Source organism: Ligilactobacillus sp. 110_WCHN (genome assembly GCF_030518115.1).
Classification (GTDB): domain Bacteria; phylum Bacillota; class Bacilli; order Lactobacillales; family Lactobacillaceae; genus Ligilactobacillus; species Ligilactobacillus aviarius_C.
Map to the genome: position 1 here is coordinate 1 of NZ_JAULLI010000026.1, position 19,385 is coordinate 19,385.

20 protein-coding genes and 1 riboswitch are annotated in these 19,385 nt (G+C 40.8%); of the genes, 15 read left to right on the forward strand and 5 right to left on the reverse strand.

Features of this window, described 5'->3' with window-relative positions:
* The first annotated feature begins 99 nt into the window (after nt 1-99).
* Together Q3C15_RS07875 and Q3C15_RS07880 are read left to right on the forward strand one after the other, a co-directional pair.
* Nucleotides 100-684 (forward strand): uracil-DNA glycosylase family protein, encoded by a 585-nt coding sequence (locus Q3C15_RS07875; protein WP_283600900.1) that lies wholly within the window; start codon nt 100-102, stop codon nt 682-684.
* A 99-nt stretch (nt 685-783) separates the two neighbouring features.
* A complete protein-coding gene (locus tag Q3C15_RS07880) occupies nt 784-1,995 on the forward strand; it encodes a multidrug efflux MFS transporter (protein ID WP_302704876.1) in 1,212 nt (403 codons plus the stop codon).
* 29 nt (nt 1,996-2,024) lie between these two features.
* Here Q3C15_RS07880 and Q3C15_RS07885 read toward each other — a convergent pair whose 3' ends face one another.
* The 5 genes from Q3C15_RS07885 to Q3C15_RS07905 form a co-directional block, all read right to left on the reverse strand.
* On the reverse strand, nt 2,025-2,567 hold the full coding sequence (locus tag Q3C15_RS07885) for a folate family ECF transporter S component (protein ID WP_057827022.1): 543 nt from the start codon (nt 2,565-2,567) through the stop codon (nt 2,025-2,027).
* 53 nt (nt 2,568-2,620) lie between these two features.
* A riboswitch (THF riboswitch) is annotated at nt 2,621-2,712 on the reverse strand.
* A 130-nt stretch (nt 2,713-2,842) separates the two neighbouring features.
* Complete coding sequence (locus tag Q3C15_RS07890; RefSeq protein ID WP_302704877.1) at nt 2,843-3,643, reverse strand: metal ABC transporter permease; 801 nt, start codon at nt 3,641-3,643, stop codon at nt 2,843-2,845.
* Nucleotides 3,643-4,305 (reverse strand): metal ABC transporter ATP-binding protein, encoded by a 663-nt coding sequence (locus Q3C15_RS07895; protein WP_282458663.1) that lies wholly within the window; start codon nt 4,303-4,305, stop codon nt 3,643-3,645. Before Q3C15_RS07895 ends, Q3C15_RS07890 begins: the two co-directional genes overlap by 1 nt.
* Before the next feature lie 6 nt (nt 4,306-4,311).
* Nucleotides 4,312-5,202 carry a metal ABC transporter solute-binding protein, Zn/Mn family gene (locus tag Q3C15_RS07900; RefSeq protein ID WP_302704878.1) on the reverse strand — a complete coding sequence of 297 codons (891 nt, stop codon included), beginning with the start codon at nt 5,200-5,202 and terminating at the stop codon, nt 4,312-4,314.
* Between the two features lie 426 nt (nt 5,203-5,628).
* Nucleotides 5,629-6,318 carry a hypothetical protein gene (locus Q3C15_RS07905; protein ID WP_302704879.1) on the reverse strand — a complete coding sequence of 230 codons (690 nt, stop codon included), beginning with the start codon at nt 6,316-6,318 and terminating at the stop codon, nt 5,629-5,631.
* A 188-nt stretch (nt 6,319-6,506) separates the two neighbouring features.
* On the opposite strand from Q3C15_RS07905, the gene rsmG reads away from it, so the two are divergent.
* From rsmG to Q3C15_RS07970, 13 genes are all read left to right on the forward strand, one after another.
* Complete coding sequence (gene rsmG, locus Q3C15_RS07910) at nt 6,507-7,232, forward strand: 16S rRNA (guanine(527)-N(7))-methyltransferase RsmG (protein WP_302704880.1); 726 nt, start codon at nt 6,507-6,509, stop codon at nt 7,230-7,232.
* Between the two features lie 20 nt (nt 7,233-7,252).
* The gene (gene noc, locus Q3C15_RS07915) at nt 7,253-8,131 is read left to right on the forward strand and encodes a nucleoid occlusion protein (RefSeq protein WP_283573335.1); all 879 of its coding nucleotides are present in this window, start codon (nt 7,253-7,255) and stop codon (nt 8,129-8,131) included.
* A gap of 18 nt (nt 8,132-8,149) precedes the next feature.
* Nucleotides 8,150-8,917, forward strand: a complete 768-nt coding sequence (locus Q3C15_RS07920) for a ParA family protein (RefSeq protein WP_057827015.1) — start codon at nt 8,150-8,152, stop codon at nt 8,915-8,917.
* Nucleotides 8,907-9,779, forward strand: a complete 873-nt coding sequence (locus tag Q3C15_RS07925; protein WP_302704882.1) for a ParB/RepB/Spo0J family partition protein — start codon at nt 8,907-8,909, stop codon at nt 9,777-9,779. The genes Q3C15_RS07920 and Q3C15_RS07925 overlap by 11 nt, the downstream gene beginning before the upstream one ends.
* A gap of 31 nt (nt 9,780-9,810) precedes the next feature.
* Nucleotides 9,811-9,999, forward strand: coding sequence for a DUF951 domain-containing protein (locus Q3C15_RS07930; protein WP_057827013.1), 189 nt, complete (start codon nt 9,811-9,813; stop codon nt 9,997-9,999).
* A gap of 14 nt (nt 10,000-10,013) precedes the next feature.
* Complete coding sequence (gene ychF, locus Q3C15_RS07935) at nt 10,014-11,123, forward strand: redox-regulated ATPase YchF (RefSeq protein WP_302704883.1); 1,110 nt, start codon at nt 10,014-10,016, stop codon at nt 11,121-11,123.
* Between the two features lie 43 nt (nt 11,124-11,166).
* Complete coding sequence (locus tag Q3C15_RS07940; RefSeq protein ID WP_064208236.1) at nt 11,167-11,886, forward strand: DUF1129 family protein; 720 nt, start codon at nt 11,167-11,169, stop codon at nt 11,884-11,886.
* A gap of 197 nt (nt 11,887-12,083) precedes the next feature.
* Nucleotides 12,084-12,284, forward strand: coding sequence for a helix-turn-helix domain-containing protein (locus tag Q3C15_RS07945; RefSeq protein WP_057907160.1), 201 nt, complete (start codon nt 12,084-12,086; stop codon nt 12,282-12,284).
* 172 nt (nt 12,285-12,456) lie between these two features.
* Entirely contained in the window at nt 12,457-13,419 is a 963-nt protein-coding gene (locus Q3C15_RS07950; RefSeq protein WP_302704885.1) for a ribose-phosphate pyrophosphokinase, read from the forward strand.
* A gap of 78 nt (nt 13,420-13,497) precedes the next feature.
* Nucleotides 13,498-14,220: a L,D-transpeptidase gene (locus Q3C15_RS07955; RefSeq protein ID WP_302704887.1), complete on the forward strand. Its 723-nt coding sequence runs from the start codon at nt 13,498-13,500 to the stop codon at nt 14,218-14,220.
* Nucleotides 14,221-14,331: 111 nt separating this feature from the next.
* The gene (locus Q3C15_RS07960; RefSeq protein ID WP_302704888.1) at nt 14,332-15,654 is read left to right on the forward strand and encodes an aminopeptidase C; all 1,323 of its coding nucleotides are present in this window, start codon (nt 14,332-14,334) and stop codon (nt 15,652-15,654) included.
* Between the two features lie 323 nt (nt 15,655-15,977).
* Nucleotides 15,978-18,626, forward strand: coding sequence for a YfhO family protein (locus Q3C15_RS07965; protein ID WP_302704889.1), 2,649 nt, complete (start codon nt 15,978-15,980; stop codon nt 18,624-18,626).
* A gap of 30 nt (nt 18,627-18,656) precedes the next feature.
* Nucleotides 18,657-19,352 carry a class A sortase gene (locus tag Q3C15_RS07970; RefSeq protein WP_283600890.1) on the forward strand — a complete coding sequence of 232 codons (696 nt, stop codon included), beginning with the start codon at nt 18,657-18,659 and terminating at the stop codon, nt 19,350-19,352.
* The last annotated feature ends 33 nt before the right edge of the window (nt 19,353-19,385 follow it).

The following is a 19,385-nucleotide window of genomic DNA, read 5'->3' on the forward strand; positions in this document are numbered from 1 at the left end:
TGAGATCTTTTTGCTTAATCTGCGTCATTAAATTTGTTCAAGTTATTTATTGCAATCTACCCTATAATAAAGGTGATTAAGGATTTTAGGAGGAGAAAAATGGAAGATCAGTTTCAAAAGATTTTTGAAGAAATCAAAGCAGATCCAATGAATCAAGAATATACGAAAAAGGGAATCGATCCGTTATATTATGCTGACGCGGATGCCCGGATTTTGATCGTCGGTCAGGCTCCAGGACGGGTCGCTCAAGATACTCAAATCGTGTGGAATGACAAAAGCGGCGACCGGCTTCGCAATTGGATGGGAGTTAGTCATGACGAATTTTACCATTCAGGTAAGATTGCGGTTCTTCCGATGGATTTTTATTTTCCAGGAAAGGGCAAGTCAGGCGACCTGCCACCGCGGAAAGGTTTTGCTGAAAAATGGCACCCGCGGTTGTTAGAAGCCATGCCAAATTTGAAATTGACGTTACTAGTTGGAAGTTATGCAACTAAGCACTATTTACACCTTAAAAGTTCGGCGAAACTAACGGATGTTGTTCATAATTACCAGGATTATTTGCCACAATATTTCCCGTTAGTTCACCCTTCACCGCGGAATCAATTGTGGATGAGTCGCAATCCATGGTTTGAAAAAGAGGTCTTACCAGATTTGAAACACCGAATTGATCAATTCTTGAGATAGTTTTCTGAAAGCTCACCTTAAAAGTTAGCTTTTTTCTGAAAAGCGTGTATAATAGTAAGTTATGAATTTACTTACAAATAGTTAGAATGAGGTGAGACTTTGAAAGCAAAAATCCCAGAATGGAAACAGAACTTGCGGGTTCTTTGGTTTGGAAACTTTATCGTTGGAATGGGATTCCAATTGATCATGCCGTTTATGTCTTTATACATTAAGACATTGGGACATTTTAACCGGATGCAATTGAATCTTTGGAGCGGGATCGTTTTTTCAGCAACTTTCCTAGTTTCATCATGGATGGCCCCGATTTGGGGAAAATTTGCTGATCGGCACGGTCGCAAGAAAGTGATGCTGATTTCGGCGGCCGGCATGGGAGTCATGATGGCTTCGATGGGATTAGTTGCTCATGTATGGCAACTAGCCCTTTTACGATTACTTCAAGGCTTTTTTGCAGGGTATGTTGCGAACACGTCAGCATTGATCGCCTCTCAAGTTCCAAGCAAGCACAGTGGGAAAGCGTTGAGTACTTTATCGACCGGGACAACGGCCGGCATGCTTCTTGGACCGTTATTTGGGGGAGCGATTGCCGGGGCGTTTGGTTATCGAGTAACTTTCTTCCTCACTGGATTGGCATATGCAACGGTGTTTGTTTTGACCCTCTTCTTTGTTCATGAACGAAATTTTACGCCGGTTTCAAAGGAAAAGACGCTTCCAGCGCGCGAATTATTCAAGTCGCTTGAATATCCGCAGGTGATCATTGGAATGTTTGTTACAACATTGATTATCCAGGCTGGAAACAATTCGATTTCACCGGTCATTAGTTTATATGTTCAACAATTACTACACGACGGACATAGTGTAGACATGGTCAGCGGAATCATTGCCGCTTTGCCGGGAATTGCGACTTTGTTTGCCGCTCCGTTATTTGGAACGTGGGGCGATAAGATCGGAACGCAGAAAATTTTACGTGGCGGCTTGATTTTTGCAATGTTAGTCTATATCCCACAAGCCTTTGTAACGAACGTTTGGCAATTAGGAATTCTGCGGTTCTTAGTTGGAATTTCAGATGCGGCATTGCTTCCACAAGTGCAGACGTTATTGGCGAAGTATTCGCCGAATGAATATTCAGGCCGGGTATTTAGTTATAACCAGTCAGCACAATTTATGGGAAACATTTTTGGCCCGTTGATTGGTTCAACGGTTTCAGGAATGTTTGGCTACGGCGGTGTGTTCTTATCAACTGCATTCCTGGTTTTGATCAATATTGGATGGGTTCATCACAGTACCAAAGGAATTGATGCGAAGAAAGCATAAAAAATGGTTGGCGATTGCCAACCATTTTTTTATTTTGCGATTTGGGTTTTCGACACGGCCTTTAAAATCAGAAGGTCAACGGCTGCTTGAATTGGCCATGAGATAATTTCTTTAGGAACCCGCACAGCTAACAAAGCGGTTAGTGCCATGTGATGCGGGGAAGTCATGCTTAAGATATAAACCCACAGAGTCGTAAAAATAACGTTTGAAATTAAGATTTGAATAAATTCATATAAGAAGACCCGTTGCCAGGTAACTTTCTGGTGATAAAGAAATGCACCGGCGATGATTCCACTGATAAATGCGGAAAAGGTAAATCCGGGAAAGAAGACCCCGCCGGAACTGAATACGGTATTGGAAATAATATCAACAAGAACGAGGATCACGCCGCCAAGCCACGGACCGGTCAGGTAACCGATCAATGCTGTTCCAAGAAAACCAATTCCGATTTTTAAAATGGCGGGATCGCCGATCGAAATTTTGTTAAGAACGATCTGAATCGCAATCAGCAACGCAGACATTGTAACGGTCCGAACATCGAGTTTCGGACTCTTCCAAGATAATTTTTTCATCAAAAAAAGCCTCCCAAAATCCACGGGGGAGACACATACACCAGATGAATTTTATGGTGAATGCGGATATAAATCGCCCATTACGGTTCTGCCAAAGTTCACATTCCGTTCCATTGGCCATTTACGAGATATATCCTACCCCTGTTGTGACCTATTCTAACACTTTTAAAAATGAAATTCCATATAAAATTTTGATATAAAAAAATAATGTTCACATATTAGTGAACACTATCGTTGCTTTTACTTTTGATTAATCGAATTATCTTGATTAAATATTAATTATGATGATCACTGATTTTTTGTTTTAAAATCGCACTGCTATAAATCAACGCTTCAATGACCGTGATAAAGAAACTGACCGGCCAGTTTGTTAAATAACTTAAATATAATCCGAGCCAAATCCCGGTAATTGCAAAGATAAAGGTCAGGCCGATCATTTTCCATAATGAGTGCGCATAGTATTTAGATGCGGATGCCGGAATCGTAAGCAGAACGAAAATCAGCAACGCGCCAATAATTTGCGCCGTAATGCTGACGGTCAACGCAAGCATTATGAGGAAGAGAATCGAAATCAGCTTGTTATAACGTTGATTATATTCAGAACCTTGAGCATCAAAAGAATTGAAAGCTAATTTTCGGAAAGTAAAGAAAATTAGAATCAATAAGAAGATGCTCAAACAAACAAGATCACGCAAATTAGCAGCGTCAATTCCGACGATACTCCCAAACAAAATGCTAGTTGCATAGTTGGCTTGTTTATCAGAAAGTGACAGGAAAAGCACTCCCAGGCCTAAGAAGATTCCTGAGAAAACACTGATCGACGATTCGCGCCGGCTGATCTTTTCACCTGAAAAGCCGATGAATAACGCACTGCAACAGGTGAAAAGCAGCATTCCTGCAAGCGGTGAAATGCCAGCAAACACGCCAAAACTTGCACCTGAAAAGCCGATTTCAGAAAGGGTGTGGGCAAAGAATGATGTTTGCCGGGCGATTACGAAAACGCCCATGACAGCACAAATTAATGCAATAAATATTCCAGCAATGAATGCATATTGCATAAAAGCATAATTAAACATTAATTTTCTCCTTTCTTCATTTTAGTCATCGTTGCGGTTTGATTTTCAAGGTGCAACTCGTTGTCAGCATATGCAGCGATCAGTTCTGGATCATGCGTGATAAAAATCACGGTTAAATCGTGATTTTGCATGATCGATTTTAAAAGCTGCAAAAGAAAGTGCTTGGCTGACTGGTCCAGGTTAGCGGTGGCTTCATCCAAAATTAAAAGCTGCGGATCAGCGCACAACGCTTGGGCAAGGTAAGCCCGTTGCTTTTCACCGCCGGAAGCTTTTCCTAAAGGGCGCGCTTGGATACGAGTCAATTTTGTTTCATCCAAAATTTCACGCAGCCGTTGGTTCATCGCTTTTGAATTCCATGGAAGAATGCGATGCTTAAATCCTAAGGCAACAAAATCATGAATATTAAGGGGATATTCATCATCAATGTTGCGTAATTGCGGGACGTATTGAACCTTATCGCGCGGGATAGCAAATTGCGCGTGAATTGTTGAATTCCGGTTGAGATCTTGAATTAAATGTTTGATCAAGGTTGATTTGCCAACGCCGTTTTCACCCGTAATGCAGGTTAATTCATTGCGCGGAATTGCAAAGTTCAGGTTCCGGAAAAGCGTTCGGTCAGGGACTTTAATATCTAAATTTTCAACTTCTAAGATTGGTTGCATAGATGATTACCTCTTTGTTTGAACAATTTTAGCGAGTTGATCCAATTCGTTGCTAAACCAGTCGATGTAGTTGCCGCCTTTGGGCATTGTTTCAGTAACTTCGAGAACCGGAATGTTTTCTTTTCGGCAAAGGTCAGCGATGTTATCGACGATTTTGCTATCATCCTGTTTATTTAAGACGAAAAAGGCGATTTTGTGTTCTTTAATACTGTTTTGCAAGTCGCGAATATCAGTATATGACGGATCCGAACCTTCTTCGATTGCAAGGGCAAAATGGTTGTCAGTAACCTTAAAGCCCATTTTTTGAAGGGCATAGTTAAAGACCGGTTCACTGACGGCGACATCGGCATTTTGCTTCTCGTTTTTGATTTGATCCATTTTTTGATTAAGGACGTTTAACTTCTTTTTATAAGCAGCGGCATTCTTTTTGAAGATTGCAGCGTCTTGAGGTAAAAGCCGACCATATTGAGCAGCTAACGCGTCAACGTATTTTTCAATGTTGGCAGGATTGTACCACAAGTGTTCGTTATCGCCGTCTTTGGCACCAACGATTTTTCCAACTGAAAGAATTTTCCGGTCTTGCAGTTTATTGACCCAGGTGTCATATCCAACCCCGTTTTCGATTACAAGGTTGGCTTTAGCAACCTCTTTGGCAGTTGCAGTTGTTGGAGTAAAGTCGTGCGGATCAACGTTGGGACTGTCGATGATCGACGTTACGGTCCCGTGATTTCCGAGGACTTCTTGGGCGATATTGGCGTAAAAGTTAGTCGTTGCAACGACCTTGATCTTGTCTGCTGACGTTTTCTTAGTTGATGATTGCTTTCCGCAGGCACTTAAAGAAAAGGTCAGGAAAATTGCACCAACAGCTAATAAAAATAGTTTTGAAAATTTCTTCATTCAGTAGCTCCTTTAATGAAATTAGTAATGATTACTTTTTAGATAATAAAGGGGCAATCTGGACGTGTCAACCGTGAAAAGACCGTCAAAACGGGATTACGATTTAGAATTTAAATTAAATTGTTGGTTTATCAGAAAGTGAAAAAAGAGGATTACGATTTAAATTTTTTTATTGATTTTTTTGTGAAGTGAAAAAAGAGTAAAAAAATAACCCGCATGGGAGCAGGAAGACATAAAAAAACTCTGCATTATACATTGTATAGTGCAGAGAAAAAAGGAGTAAGTGATGATGAACAGAACTCATATTAACGTGAGCCGAATCTAGGGGGAGATGGAAGCTCACAAAGCTCTTTCATCAATACCCATATAATACCTTGGTTTTAATTGAGTGTCAATCCTTTTTGGGAAATTTTTTATCTTTTTTGGTTATAAATGTTTTTGAATCTGCTTTTCAATAATTGTCAGCATATACGGGGTGTAAAACGCACTGGTTCCGCTGGCAGTACTCCTCAAAATAAAATCCTGGACTTCATTTTGAAGACGATAGGCCTTGATAAATTGAGCCCGACATGCTTCATCAAATGAATCGAGTTCCCCGTTATAGACAAACAACGCCGACCGTTTATGCGATGGAATCATGGCGGTTAATTTAGCATAGTCTGTCACGCCAAATAAAAAGCTAGCCCGGAAACGTAAAGGGAGAACCCGTGGATCTTCAGCATTCCATTCCGGATCATTGGCAGTTAAAACGGTAATTGCACTGAGATCAGCTCCGCGGTTTTCGCCCCAGATAAAAGTCCGGTTAGTATCGATTGAAAATTGGGCGGCGTGCAAAAGTAAAAAGCGGATCGCGGATTTAATTTCACTTACCTGATGATGCAAATCACCGGTTAATTGGTCAGTTGACAGCATTGCAATTGTGAATCCATGGGCGCTTAACCGGGAAAGCGGAATGGTGTGAAGCTGTTCTTGACCGTCCCCGATGAAAATAATCAACGGGTTGAACTTGGCCGTTGGGGGAACAAGAACGTGAACAAAATGATGCGGCAAATATTCATGGTTTAAGCTTAAATGTGGGAGTTGTTCAGTGGTTGGTTCGTTAAAAAATTCAGTCATTTAAATTCCTCATTTGATAAATTTCTACTATATAAGTATAGCGTAAAAAGAAATGAATAAAAATTCTCAAAGAAAGAGAATGGGTCCGGAATTCACCTTGCTTTTAATGAGTAAATAAATTAAACTTATCAGTAGTGTGAAACATTGAAAAATTAAGTGTTTCACGAAGAACAGAGAAAGGAAATCCGATGACACCAGAAGAATTTAAACAGGAACTTGCCCTTCATGGAATCATGCTTTCTGATAAGCAGATGAAACAGTTTGAAGATTATTACGAGTTGCTGGTTGATACTAATAAAGTTGTAAACTTAACAGCAATTACGGCGAAAAAAGAAGTTTATTTAAAACATTTCTATGATTCGCTGATCCTTGGAATTGAAGTTCCAGCTCTTCGGACGGAAGCAGCTACGCTTTGTGACGTAGGTGCCGGTGCCGGATTTCCATCAATTCCAATGAAAATTGCTTTTCCGCAATTAAAAGTGACGATCGTTGATTCATTGAATAAACGCATTAAGTTTCTTCAGGAATTAATTACCCGACTGGGGCTGACCGATGTTGAGTTGTGCCATGCTCGGGCGGAAGAATTTGCGGGCAAGAAGAGCAAGCATCGTGAAGATTATGATTTTGTGACTGCTCGGGCGGTGGCCCGCATGTCCGTTTTAACAGAATTGTGTCTGCCGCTGGTCAAAGTCGGCGGCCAATTTATTGCGCTCAAAGCCCAAAAAGCCGACCAAGAATTAGCTGATGCCCAAAAGGCAATTCAAGTCCTTGGCGGCCAGTTTAAACAAGACATTCAAACTGAATTGCCAGCTACGCATGATGAACGTCACTTATTGATCGTTGAAAAAATTAAATCAACGCCAAAGCAATATCCGCGCAAGGCGGGTACTCCTGTACGGAATCCGATTGTTTAGACAATCAAAGGAGGAAAATTATGGCATTTTTATTTTGGGGTAAGAATAAAAAGAAGGAAACGGATGCTGAAACCGCAACGTCAGATGTTGAACAGCAGCCTCGTCCAGAAGACCAGGTTGAAGAAATTGCGGTCAATCAGATCATTCCTAACCGCTTTCAACCACGGCAAATTTTTGCTCAGGAAAAGATCGATGAATTAGCGGATACGATCAAAGATCACGGGTTACTTCAGCCGATTATTTTGCGCGAATATGAACCCGGGAAATATGAAATCATTGCTGGTGAACGGCGTTTCCGCGCAATTCAAACGTTAAAGTGGGAAAAGGTCCCGGCAATTGTCCGGACAATGTCGGATACCGAAGCAGCTTCAATGGCGGTGATTGAAAACCTCCAGCGCGAAGAGTTAACCTCGATCGAAGAGGCTGAAGCATACCAACGATTACTTGATTTGAACAATTTGACGCAAGCACAGTTGGCTGAAGAACTCGGAAAAAGTCAATCATTTATTGCCAATAAATTACGGTTGCTGAAGCTGAGTCGGCCAGTTCAGCAAGCAATCTTAAATCGTAAGATTTCAGAACGGCACGGACGCGCGTTGGTTCGATTAGCTAGCGAACAGCAGGCCAAGGTCTTAAAAGACGTTTTGAACAATCACCTTTCAGTTAAGGAAACTGAAAAGAAAGTCAACCGGATCGTTGTTCCCCGCATGAAGCCGAAAAACCGGTCTCAAATCAAAGGGGTTGCCAAGGATGTCCGGCTGGCAGTCAATACAATCAAACAGTCGGTCAAGATGGTTCGCGAAACGGGAATTGACGTTCAAGTTGAAGAAGAGACCACCGATGACGTTCAAAAAATTGTAATTGAAATTCCATTAAAAAATAAAAATGAACGAAACTAGTGAAGGAGAGTGGATTAGATGGGACGCGTAATTGCACTTGCCAACCAGAAAGGCGGGGTTGGTAAAACCACAACGAGCATTAACCTTGGTGCTTGTTTAGCAAAATTAGGCCAGAAAGTATTACTGATCGATGCCGATGCCCAAGGAAACGCAACAAGCGGACTTGGGATTCGGAAAGCAGATATTAAAGCTGATGTTTATGATGTTCTGGTAAATGAGGTTCCAATGACGGATGTGATTATCCACACCAGCCGGAAGAACCTTGATATTGTTCCGGCAACGATTCAATTATCAGGGGCTGAAATTGAATTGACATCTCAGATGGCGCGCGAAAAGCGGTTAGCGGATGCAGTTGTGCCGATTCGGGACAGCTATGATTATATTTTGATCGACTGCCCGCCTTCACTTGGAATGCTGACGATCAACGCGTTTACAGCTTGCGATACGATTTTGATTCCAGTTCAAAGTGAATACTATGCTTTGGAAGGCTTAAGTCAGTTATTAAATACAATTCAGCTTGTACAAAAGCACTTCAATCCAAACTTGAAGATCGAAGGGGTCTTATTAACGATGCTGGATGCCCGGACCAACCTTGGAAACGAAGTTGTTGAAGAAGTTAAACGGTTCTTTAAAGACAAGGTTTATCAAACGATTATTCCCCGCAACGTCCGGCTTTCAGAAGCCCCAAGTCATGGAATGTCAATCATTGACTATGATCCATCATCACGGGGAGCGAAGGAATACATGGCATTAGCAAAGGAGGTCTTAGCAGCTCATGGCAAGTAAGAATAAAAAGGGACTTGGCCGCGGGATCAATGCTTTATTTGCTGATTTTGACGAAGAAAAGGAAGCAGATGAAAAGGTTGAAGAACTTCAACTTGATGAGATCCGCCCGAACCCTTATCAACCGCGAAAAAACTTTGATGAAGAAAATTTAAAGGATTTATCAGATTCAATTCGGAAAAACGGGGTCTTCCAACCAATCATTGTGCGCAAATCAAGTGTGATGGGTTATGAGATCATTGCTGGTGAACGCCGTTTCCGGGCTTCAAAATTAGCTGGCAAGGATTCAATTCCAGCAATTGTCCGGGCAATTGACGATGAACAAATGATGGAAGTTGCCGTCCTTGAAAACTTGCAACGGGAAGATTTAAGTCCGCTTGAAGAGGCTGAAGCTTACAGTACGTTGATGAAAAACTTGAAAATTACCCAGTCAGAGCTATCAGAACGGTTAGGCAAGTCCCGGCCATATATTGCAAACTATTTGCGTCTCTTGGATTTGCCCCGGAAAGTCAAAGCATTTGTTCAGGACGGTAAGTTGTCAATGGGCCAGGCCCGGACATTGCTGGCTTTGAAAGACAAGGATAAGTTAGTTGAACTTGCAAAGAAGACGGTCAAGGAAAATTACACGGTTCGTCAATTGGAACAAATCGTTAATGACATGAACGGGAAAAAGAAGGTCAAAAAGGACCGGAAAAAGAAACTTTCACCGTACCTTCTTCAAAGCCAAGACCGGCTTCAAGAAAAATTTGGAACGAAGGTTGCAATCAAAGCTAACGAAAAGACAGGTAAGGGTAAAATCGAGATCAACTACCTGTCAACGGAAGATTTCAATCGAATCTTGGATGTTTTAAACATTGAGTTGTAATCATGAATTGATTTATGAGGCGAGCTTTTAAATGAAAGATTATGATTTAAACGACATTGTTGAAATGAAAAAGGCTCATCCGTGCGGAACCAACCGCTGGAAAATCATTCGGATGGGAATGGATATCAAGATCGAATGCACGGGGTGCGGCCATATTGTAATGCTTCCCCGGCGCGAATTTGAACGCAAAATGAAGAAAATTTTAGAAAAAGCTAATTAGAAAGAGTGAATGAAATGGCATTAACAGCTGGAATTGTCGGCTTGCCAAATGTTGGAAAGTCAACGCTATTTAACGCAATTACAAAAGCAGGAGCAGAAATGGCAAATTATCCATTTGCGACAATTGATCCCAATGTAGGAATGGTTGAAGTTCCTGATAAACGGTTAGCGCGGATCGATGAAATCATCCCTGCCAAAAAAATCGTCCACACAACCTTTGAATTTACTGATATTGCGGGAATCGTTAAGGGGGCCAGCAAGGGTGAAGGATTAGGAAATAAGTTCCTGGAAAACATTCGTCAATGTGACGCAATCGTTCACGTTGTGCGGGCTTTCGACGATGATAATATCACTCACGTTTCAGGAAAAGTTGACCCAATCGATGATATCAACACGATCAACCTTGAATTGGTATTAGCTGACCTTGAATCAATCAATAAACGGTATACCCGGGTTGAAAAGGTTGCTAAAACCGGCCGTGATAAAGATGCTCAGGCTGAATTCGCCGTTTTGCAAAAGATCAAACCGGTGCTTGAAGAAGGAAAGCCGGTTCGTTCGATCGAATTTAATGATGATGAAAAGAAAATCGTTAAGAGCTTATTCTTATTAACTTCAAAGCCGGTTCTTTACGTTGCAAATATCGGTGAAGAAGATATGGCTGATCCAGACGGCAACAAATACATGCCAGAAATCAAGAAGTTCTTAGCCGAAAACGATCCTGGTTCAGAAGTTATTGGGGTTGCCGCTGGAACGGAAGAGGAAATTGCCGAAATGGATGATGACGAAAAGAAGGAATTCCTTGAAATGGAAGGTGTTGAAGAACCTGGATTGAACCGGTTGATTCGGGCCTCATACAAGTTATTAGGGCTTGAAACCTTCTTTACAGCCGGTGGAAAAGAAACCCGGGCCTGGACTTTCAGACACGGAATGAAGGCTCCGCAAGTTGCCGGAATTATTCACTCAGACTTTGAACGGGGCTTTATTCGCGCCGAAACCGTTTCGTTTGATGACCTTGATAAATATGGCAGCATGCAAGCCGTTAAAGAAGCCGGGAAAATGCGCCTTGAAGGAAAAGACTACGTGGTTCAAGATGGCGACATTATTGAATTCCGGTTCAATGTCTAAGATAAGAGTTTAAAAGTCGATTTCAGTTAAAGGAGGAACCATTGTGGCAGACGAAGATATTCGGCAAAAAAATCAAGAAGCAGCTCAACGTCAAGCAGAAACCCGTGAAAAAGAACGGCAGGAAAAAATGATCGAAATTAATAAGCAATTCGCGGATTTGACCAAACGGAATGCAGAATACATGATCAAGTTAAACCGGGCGTTGAATGCTCAAGGGTATGACCCTGAAAAGAAAGCAACTGCTTTAAATGAAGTTTATGAAGAATTAAAAGTTAAGCAAAAACAAGGCTATACAGCTGCAAAGTTATATGGTCCGGCTGCTAAAAAAGCAGATGATATTATTAACGGGCCGAAGCGGGAATTGGAAAACAAACCGCCAAAGTTCTGGGAATCAGCTTTGGATAACGGATTATTGATGTTCGTTATGTTCTGTGCAATGTACGGAATTTTAGGTCTGTTTTCAAAACGGCAAACGGCAGATGCTGGGTGGTTAACAATCGTTTCAACTTCCGTAATTGCCGGTTTAGGACTAGCAGGATTCTACAAGGTAATGAATAACCGAAAGGCTAAGCACCGGATCTTACGGGCAATTGGAGTCTTCTTAGGCTTGTTGATTGTTTGGTTCGCTGCCTTTGCATTGATCGCCAAGATTCCACCGCAGGTCAACCCGGCCTTTACGCCGCTTGCTGATATCCTGTTTGCACTTATTGGTTTTGGTGTACGGTATCTGTTAAAGAAGAAATTGAATATTCGTTCATTCTAGGGTTTAAGGAGGTTACGTCTAATGGCGTAACCTCCTTTATATTATCATCAAGATTTGTACAGAAATTTTTTGCGCTTGGCCACCTTGATTAGATTTTTTTAATTAATTGAGGTGTGTTAGAATTAAAACTAAAGGGGAAACAGTTTTATTAAGGAGTTCAAGATTAAAGCTTGATGAAAGAAATGGAGGAATATTTTATGGAATTAGGAAAGAATTTAGAAGAAGAGCGTGAAAGTTATCATTTTACCCAAAAAGAGGTTGCCGATATTTTACACGTTTCACGGCAAACCGTTTCAAACTGGGAACGCGATGTCAGCTATCCGGATTTGGAAAGTCTGGTATATTTAAGTGATTTGTATCACATCTCAGTTGATCAACTGTTAAATCATGCAATGTAAGAATTGAACGAGTCTTGATAAAACTGATTGCGGAGGTTGCACACATGAGCAGCCTCCTATTTTTAATCGCATTGTCATGTTTTCGTCATCTAAGCGTTCTTGACAAACGTCTGAAATACCATAGAATTAAGAAAGAACATAATGATTGCTGAATGCTGGAGGAAAGACATAAATGAATCAAGATAATGCCGGAATTAAACTTTTTACCTTAAATTCTAATCCTAAGTTGGCCCAAAAAATTGCCGATGATCTCGGAGTTGAATTAAGTGATACAACTGTTCATCATTTTAGTGATGGTGAAATTCAAATCAATATTGATTCGAGTGTTCGTGGATGTGATGTTTTTGTTATTCAATCGATTTCAGATCCAGTTAACGAGAACTTTATGGAATTAATGGTAATGATCGATGCATTACGGCGGGCAAGTGCCGGAACGATCAACTGCGTGATTCCGTATTACGGTTATGCCCGAGCTGACCGAAAGACGCGGCCACGGGAACCGATTACAGCGAAGTTGATTGCGAACTTCTTGACGATGGCCGGTGCTGATCGGGTGGTTACCCTTGATTTGCATGCTGGTCAATTACAAGGATTCTTTAATATTCCGGTTGATCATCTTTTGGCAATTTATAGTCAAGCTGATTACTTCAAGAAAAACGGCCTTGATAAGGATGTAGTAGTTGTTGCTCCAGATCACAGCAGTGTGAAGTTAGCCCGGAACTTAGCAGAATGTTTGAAAGCGCCAATTGCAATTGTTGATAAGCGGGATTCGAAACGCGTCGATAAAAATACAGATGTGATCGGCGACGTTAAGGGTCATCAATGCATTATCTTTGACGATATGATCGATACGGGAGCGAAAATGGCGGATGCTGCCGCTGTATTGAAGCAGGCGGGGGCAACGGACGTTTACGGTTGTGCAACGCACGCAATTTTCTCCGGCAATGCGGTTAACGAATTGAAAAATTCAGCGCTTAAAGAAGTTATTGTAACCGATACGATTCAAATGCCTGAAGAGAAGAAGTTTGAACAGTTAAGAATCTTATCAGTTGCACCGATTTTTGCAAAAGCAATTTCATTGATTTATCACAATCAATCAGTTGATTCATTATTTAACAAAAGCGATAATATTTAAACAATGGGTTGAACGGAAAAAGCGAAAGTTTTACATTGCTGTTCAACCCTTTGTATCTACTGGAGATAAAAGGAAAGCATGGAAAAACACAATCGATGGATAAAATATCAACGGCAAGGAACGGGAAATAAATTAAAATTACAGAAAATCGATATTATAATATTGGTGATTACCTTTTTGTGCTTTTTTGGCTATCGGCACTGTATGCATGTTGCTGACCATCACCAAATCGTGATCGAACAGCAGGCCAAAGCACGGGCTGCCAAAATTGCCAAGGAAAAAGCTGCAGCCGCAAAGAAGCGGGCTGCAAAGTCAGTAATGCGGACGCCGATCAATTGGAAAGAGTCTTCAGAAAAGGTTCCGTATCCAAATTTAAATAACGTTAAGAATTTCTGGATCAAAGTGGCGTTATTAAAGAACCGAACATACCTGATGTCGGGCAATAAGGTAATTTACACGATGTATTGCAGCGGTGGTCTTTTCCATAAGGACCCGAATACCGGAAAGATGGTCAGTGATACGCCGACAGGAACATATCAAATTCAACCTGAACGGGGGCAAAGCTTCTTCAATAATTCATTAAATGAAGGCGCAAATTACTGGGTTTCATGGAAGGATAACGGGGTTTACCTTTTCCATACGGTCCCAACAAAGAAAGACGGAAGTTACAATGTTTTGGAAGCCGAAAAGCTTGGAAAGCAGCCAGCTTCACACGGATGTATTCGGTTATCAGTTCCGGATGCGAAATGGATGATGCAAAATTTAAAGGTTGGAACAAAAGTTGTTGTTCAAAATGATTAAAAAAGTTGGGACGTCAGTCCCAACTTTTTATTTTTTAAATGTTGATATTTTGAATGCGTGTGTTAAAATACAATTAAATTAAAATTAGTTTTTGATGAAAGAAGGATCACAATGACAGCGGAACAGGATATTACATACCAAGATCTGCAAAAATTTAATCAAGATTATGAACAAACCCCAGCGTCAGCTTCACTTGGCCGGGCGGTTCAGGAAAACGGAGTGATCGCAGCCAGCCGCAACTATGCAGCCAAACGCGATTTAAACCGAGTATTTTCAATTGAAGTTGAAACCGGAGCAGTAACTGCTCAGAAAAAGAGCGGTCGTTGCTGGTTATTTGCAACGTTGAATACCATGCGCCACGAATTTGAGAAGAAGTACAATGTTAAGGACTTTCAATTCTCACAAAACTATAATTCGTTTTTTGACCGCTTGGAAAAGGCCAATCACTATCTTGAAGAAGTGATTCGGTTGGCTGATCGTCCAAGTGATGACCGGGAATTACTTGATGTTTTGAACTGGAATGATAATGATGGCGGTCAATGGGCTAATGCGGCGGCATTGATTGACAAATACGGGGTTGTCCCGCAAAGCGTCATGCCGGAAACTTTTGCAAGTGACCAGACAAGTGATTTAAACTCATCATTGAATCTGAAACTTAGTAAGGATGCAATGCATCTGCGTGAAATGAAGGCGGATGGTAAATCTGATGAAGAATTACGGGCATATAAGAAAGAGGCATTGAGTGACATTTATCGGATGCTCGTTTATGCCTTTGGACAACCGCCAGTTAAATTTGATTTTGAATATCGTGATCAAGATAAAAAATACCACATTGATCGCGATTTAACGCCGAAGAGTTTCTTTGAAAAATATTGCAAACGGAACTTTGACGATTATGTTTGTTTATTAGATGCACCCGATCATGAAATGGATCAAAAATATGGCCTGCCAAGTCAAGACTACATTTACAACGGCAAGCACATTGAATTCTTGAATGTGGGCACCCAAGAATTGAAGGATGCTGTGATTGCATCACTTAAAAACGGTGAAACGGTTTGGTTTGGATGCGACGTTTTACAAGATCTTGATCGGCAAAAAGGTTACCTTTCATCTGAATTCTTTAAACAGGGTGAATTATTTAACGTTGACCTTGAATTAAGCAAAAAAGATCGTTTGATGTCACGCAACGGGGAAGTTTCCCACGCAATGACGTTTACGGGTGTTGATATCGTGGATGGCAAACCAACCAAGTGGAAAGTTGAAAATTCATGGGGCAGTAAGATCGGCGATCAAGGCTACTTTGTAATGTCAGATGAATGGTTCGATAAATACGTTTATGAAGTCATTATTAACCAAAAATATATTTCAGAGCATGCTAAGCAAATTAATCACCAAGCAAAGATTGATTTGCCAGCATGGGATTCATTGAGATAGTTTGAAAAGAAGAAGGTGTGACAAAACATTTAAAACGAGCGTGGTGGAAGCAGAAAATCGAACGAATCGCGCTAGCATAGATTCGGAGGTTTTCGAACTTCCACATAGCTCGTTTGTTTTGGAACCCGATTATGCGGATATAACAAAGAGGTTGCGACTTATGTCGTAACCTTTATTTTTTAAGTGAGAATTTAAATAAATATTATTTTTTTAAGATTCGTAATTCAAGGCAATTGAAGGCTTTTAATATATGGTACAATCAGTAAATGAGTGATAATTAGAATTTTTATCAACCAAATAATTATTATGGGGTGAGTTTAAACGTGAGAAAAAGAGAAAAGAAATCCTCGCGTAAAGTTTCGGATTCAAGCAAAAACACCCGTCTCCTGCAATTGCTTTCTTTTGCATTGCCGATTTTGATTTTATTAGGGTACTTTGCTTACCGGAAGATGTTCCCGTTTGGAAACTCGTCAATTTTGACGGTTGACTTGGGGCAGCAATATGTTGATTTTTATTCATTTTATCGGAACACATTGTTGCACCACTTCGGTCAATTCTTCTATTCATTCCAAAATGCGATTGGGGGCAGCATGTGGGGAACATGGGCATACTATTTATTCAGCCCGTTTAACTTAGTCCTGCTCTTTACGCCTGGAAAATGGATCACATTCGGAATTCTTTTGATTACCGTTTTAAAAGTTGGATGCAGTGGATGGGCATTCAGCAAGTTGCTGCTTAAAGAAAAGTGGCAAAAAGGATTCCTAGTTCCAGCATTTTCAATTGCATATGCCTTAAACGGTTTTGTGGTTGCAAATATCTTGAACATTATGTGGTTAGATGCATTGGTTTTCTTGCCACTGATGATCATCGGAATTGAAAATCTGATTGAACGGAAGAGCATGTGGGTCTACCCGGTATTTTTAGCAATTATTTTAGTTACAAATTACTACATGGGTTACATGATCTGCATCTTTGCTGTTTTATACTTTGCATGGACATATGTCCGCAACAGTGAAAAGATTCAGGAAAAGTGGAAGACGATCGGCAGCTTTATTGGCCGGTCACTTCTCGGTGCTGGAATGGCCGCCGTTATCTTATTACCAACGTTCTTTAACATCATGCAGACAAAGGCACAATACAATACGAAGTCATTCCAATGGAAATTTGATTACTCCCCATGGAAGATCTTACCGAAGCTCTTGGTCGGCGGATTCAACTTTGACCAAATGCCAAAGGGAACGCCGAATATCTTTGTCGGAACTTTGGTTTTAATTGGATTTATCTGCTACTTCACATGCAAGGAAATCAAACTGAAAGAAAAGATTGCAACAATCGTTGTGAGTGCCTTCTTTGTTGTTTCCCTTTGCTACCAACCGCTTGATTTGTTCTGGCACGCAATGCAGTTTCCTGTATGGTATCCATACCGGTTCTCATACATTGTCTGCTTCTGGATGGTTCTAATTGCGGCACGAGGACTACTGAAGATCACCCGGCTGTCCCGGTTACAGTTGATGCTCAGCGTCATTGTTCTAGGGGTGATCGTCGAATACAGCTTCTACAACATTAAGAAGTTTGGCTTCTTAAAGAGCACGAACATTGTAATCAGTAGTGTGATCATCATCGGCTTCTTAGTATTATTCTCAGTTCCGATGAAGAAATGGTTCAAACTTTCATTGCTGGCATTAACAACCGTCGAAATGGGTGCAAACGTTGCGTTGAGTTTGAATCCAATCGACTACGTTAAACAAAGCGATTTTGCCGGCTTTATTTCAAACTTAAATACTGCGCTTGATGGAATCCGGCCAGGTAAGAATGAATTTTACCGGATCGGCAAAACATTTGAACGTTCAAAAGACGATCCAATGCAGTGTAACTTCTATGGGACCGATGAATTTAATTCAATGATGGATCCGAAAACTTCAAACTTTATGAATGAAATTGGGGATTCATCCGGTGATAACTACACGGGTTACAGTAACGGGACGTTATTCTCAGATTCATTCCTTGGAATCAAGTACATGTTGAATCAGACATCAGACACAAATGTCCTATCACCATATTCAACCCGGCTTGATTTGAGTAATGATAATTTAGTGAATGGAACTAACACGATCAATATTTACAAGAATCCGTATGTCTTGCCGATTGGCTTTGCCGCAAGTCCGGATATCTTGAATGTTAAGTTACAATCTGCCCAACCAATTCAAAATCAAAACATGATTGCGGCTGGCTTGGCAGGCAACAAGAAACTGAAACTCTTTAAGTCGTATAAGGATTTAAGCGTTGTTTACAGCAACTTGAAGGATGAAGGAAACAATACGTATACCAAGGTCGACGGTAATCAGGATGCAACGATTCAAATGCCATTTACACCAAAGACAAACGATCCATACTACTTAACGATTGGACCAGCATTTGCCAATAATGGTAACTTGAATTGTTCATTCACGATTGGTGATCAACAGTTGACCCAAACCGGGGACTTTAACTCACCAATGATCTTGAATATTACTAGCGGCGGTCAAAAAGATCAAAAGCAAACATTGACGATGACATTGACCAATAATAATTTGCAACTTGACAGCTTTGGGTTATATCACCTTGATATGAGTAAGTACAAGTCATTAATGAATGATTTGAACGAACACCCATTGAAGCTTGATCACTTCAGTAATACGAAGATCAGCGGAACAATCGACGTTCCAAAACATGAATTGATCATGACAACGATTCCTGCTCAAACTGGTTGGCACGTTAAGGTTGATGGCAAGACAGTTAAACCGAAGAAAGCTCTTGATGAATTCTTAGCAGTTCCTGTCAGTGCTGGAAAACACCAAGTTACGTTCACATACCGGACACCATACTTGTTCCTCGGAGCAATCGTATCGGTTGTAAGTATCGGAATTTTAGTTGTTTTGAAAAAGAAGGAAGATTCAACCGTTCGTCAATCAGAACCTGAAACGACGAAATAGTAAGTGTAAAAATGAAAGGGGTAACTCAAGATGGCAGAATCAAGAAGTAAAAAACATGGGAAAGTAAGAAAAACCCTTGTAAGTATTTTAGTTGTTTTATTGGTATTGTGCGGCTTAGCATTGATTTTTAACGAACAAATCAAATCATTTGTTGTTAACCACATTTCAACAACTGCATTAAACAAGCCAATCAGCAATTCAAAGCCGAAGAAAGGGCAATTCGATTATGATGCTGTTCGTCCAGTTGATACAAAAGATGTTGCCAAAGCTGCAACCTCAAATGCAGCGGGATCAATTGGAAAAATTGCAATCCCAGATGTCGGCATTCACTTGCCAGTCTTCTACGGTTTAGCTCAAAGTAATTTGATGCGTGGGGCTGGGACAATGAAGCAAAATGAAACGATGGGTGAAGAAGGTAACTACTGCCTTGCCGGTCACCACATGGAAGATAACAACATTTTGTTTGGACCATTAGCAAACATTGGCGTTGGGGCCAAGGTATATTTGACAGACGGAAAGAACGTTTATACTTACAAGGTTACATTGAAGAAGATCGTTAATGAGGATCAAGTTCAATGGCTAAATGATGTCCCAGGTCAAAAGTTATTAACATTGGTAACCTGCTCATCAGGAACTCCTGGAGTTAAGACCCGGATTATTGTTCGTGGCGAACTCCAACAGGTTCAGCCAGCAAATAAGAGCACTTTGAAAGTGTTTGATAAATAAGAATGAAAAAAGCTATGGCTTTGGCCATAGCTT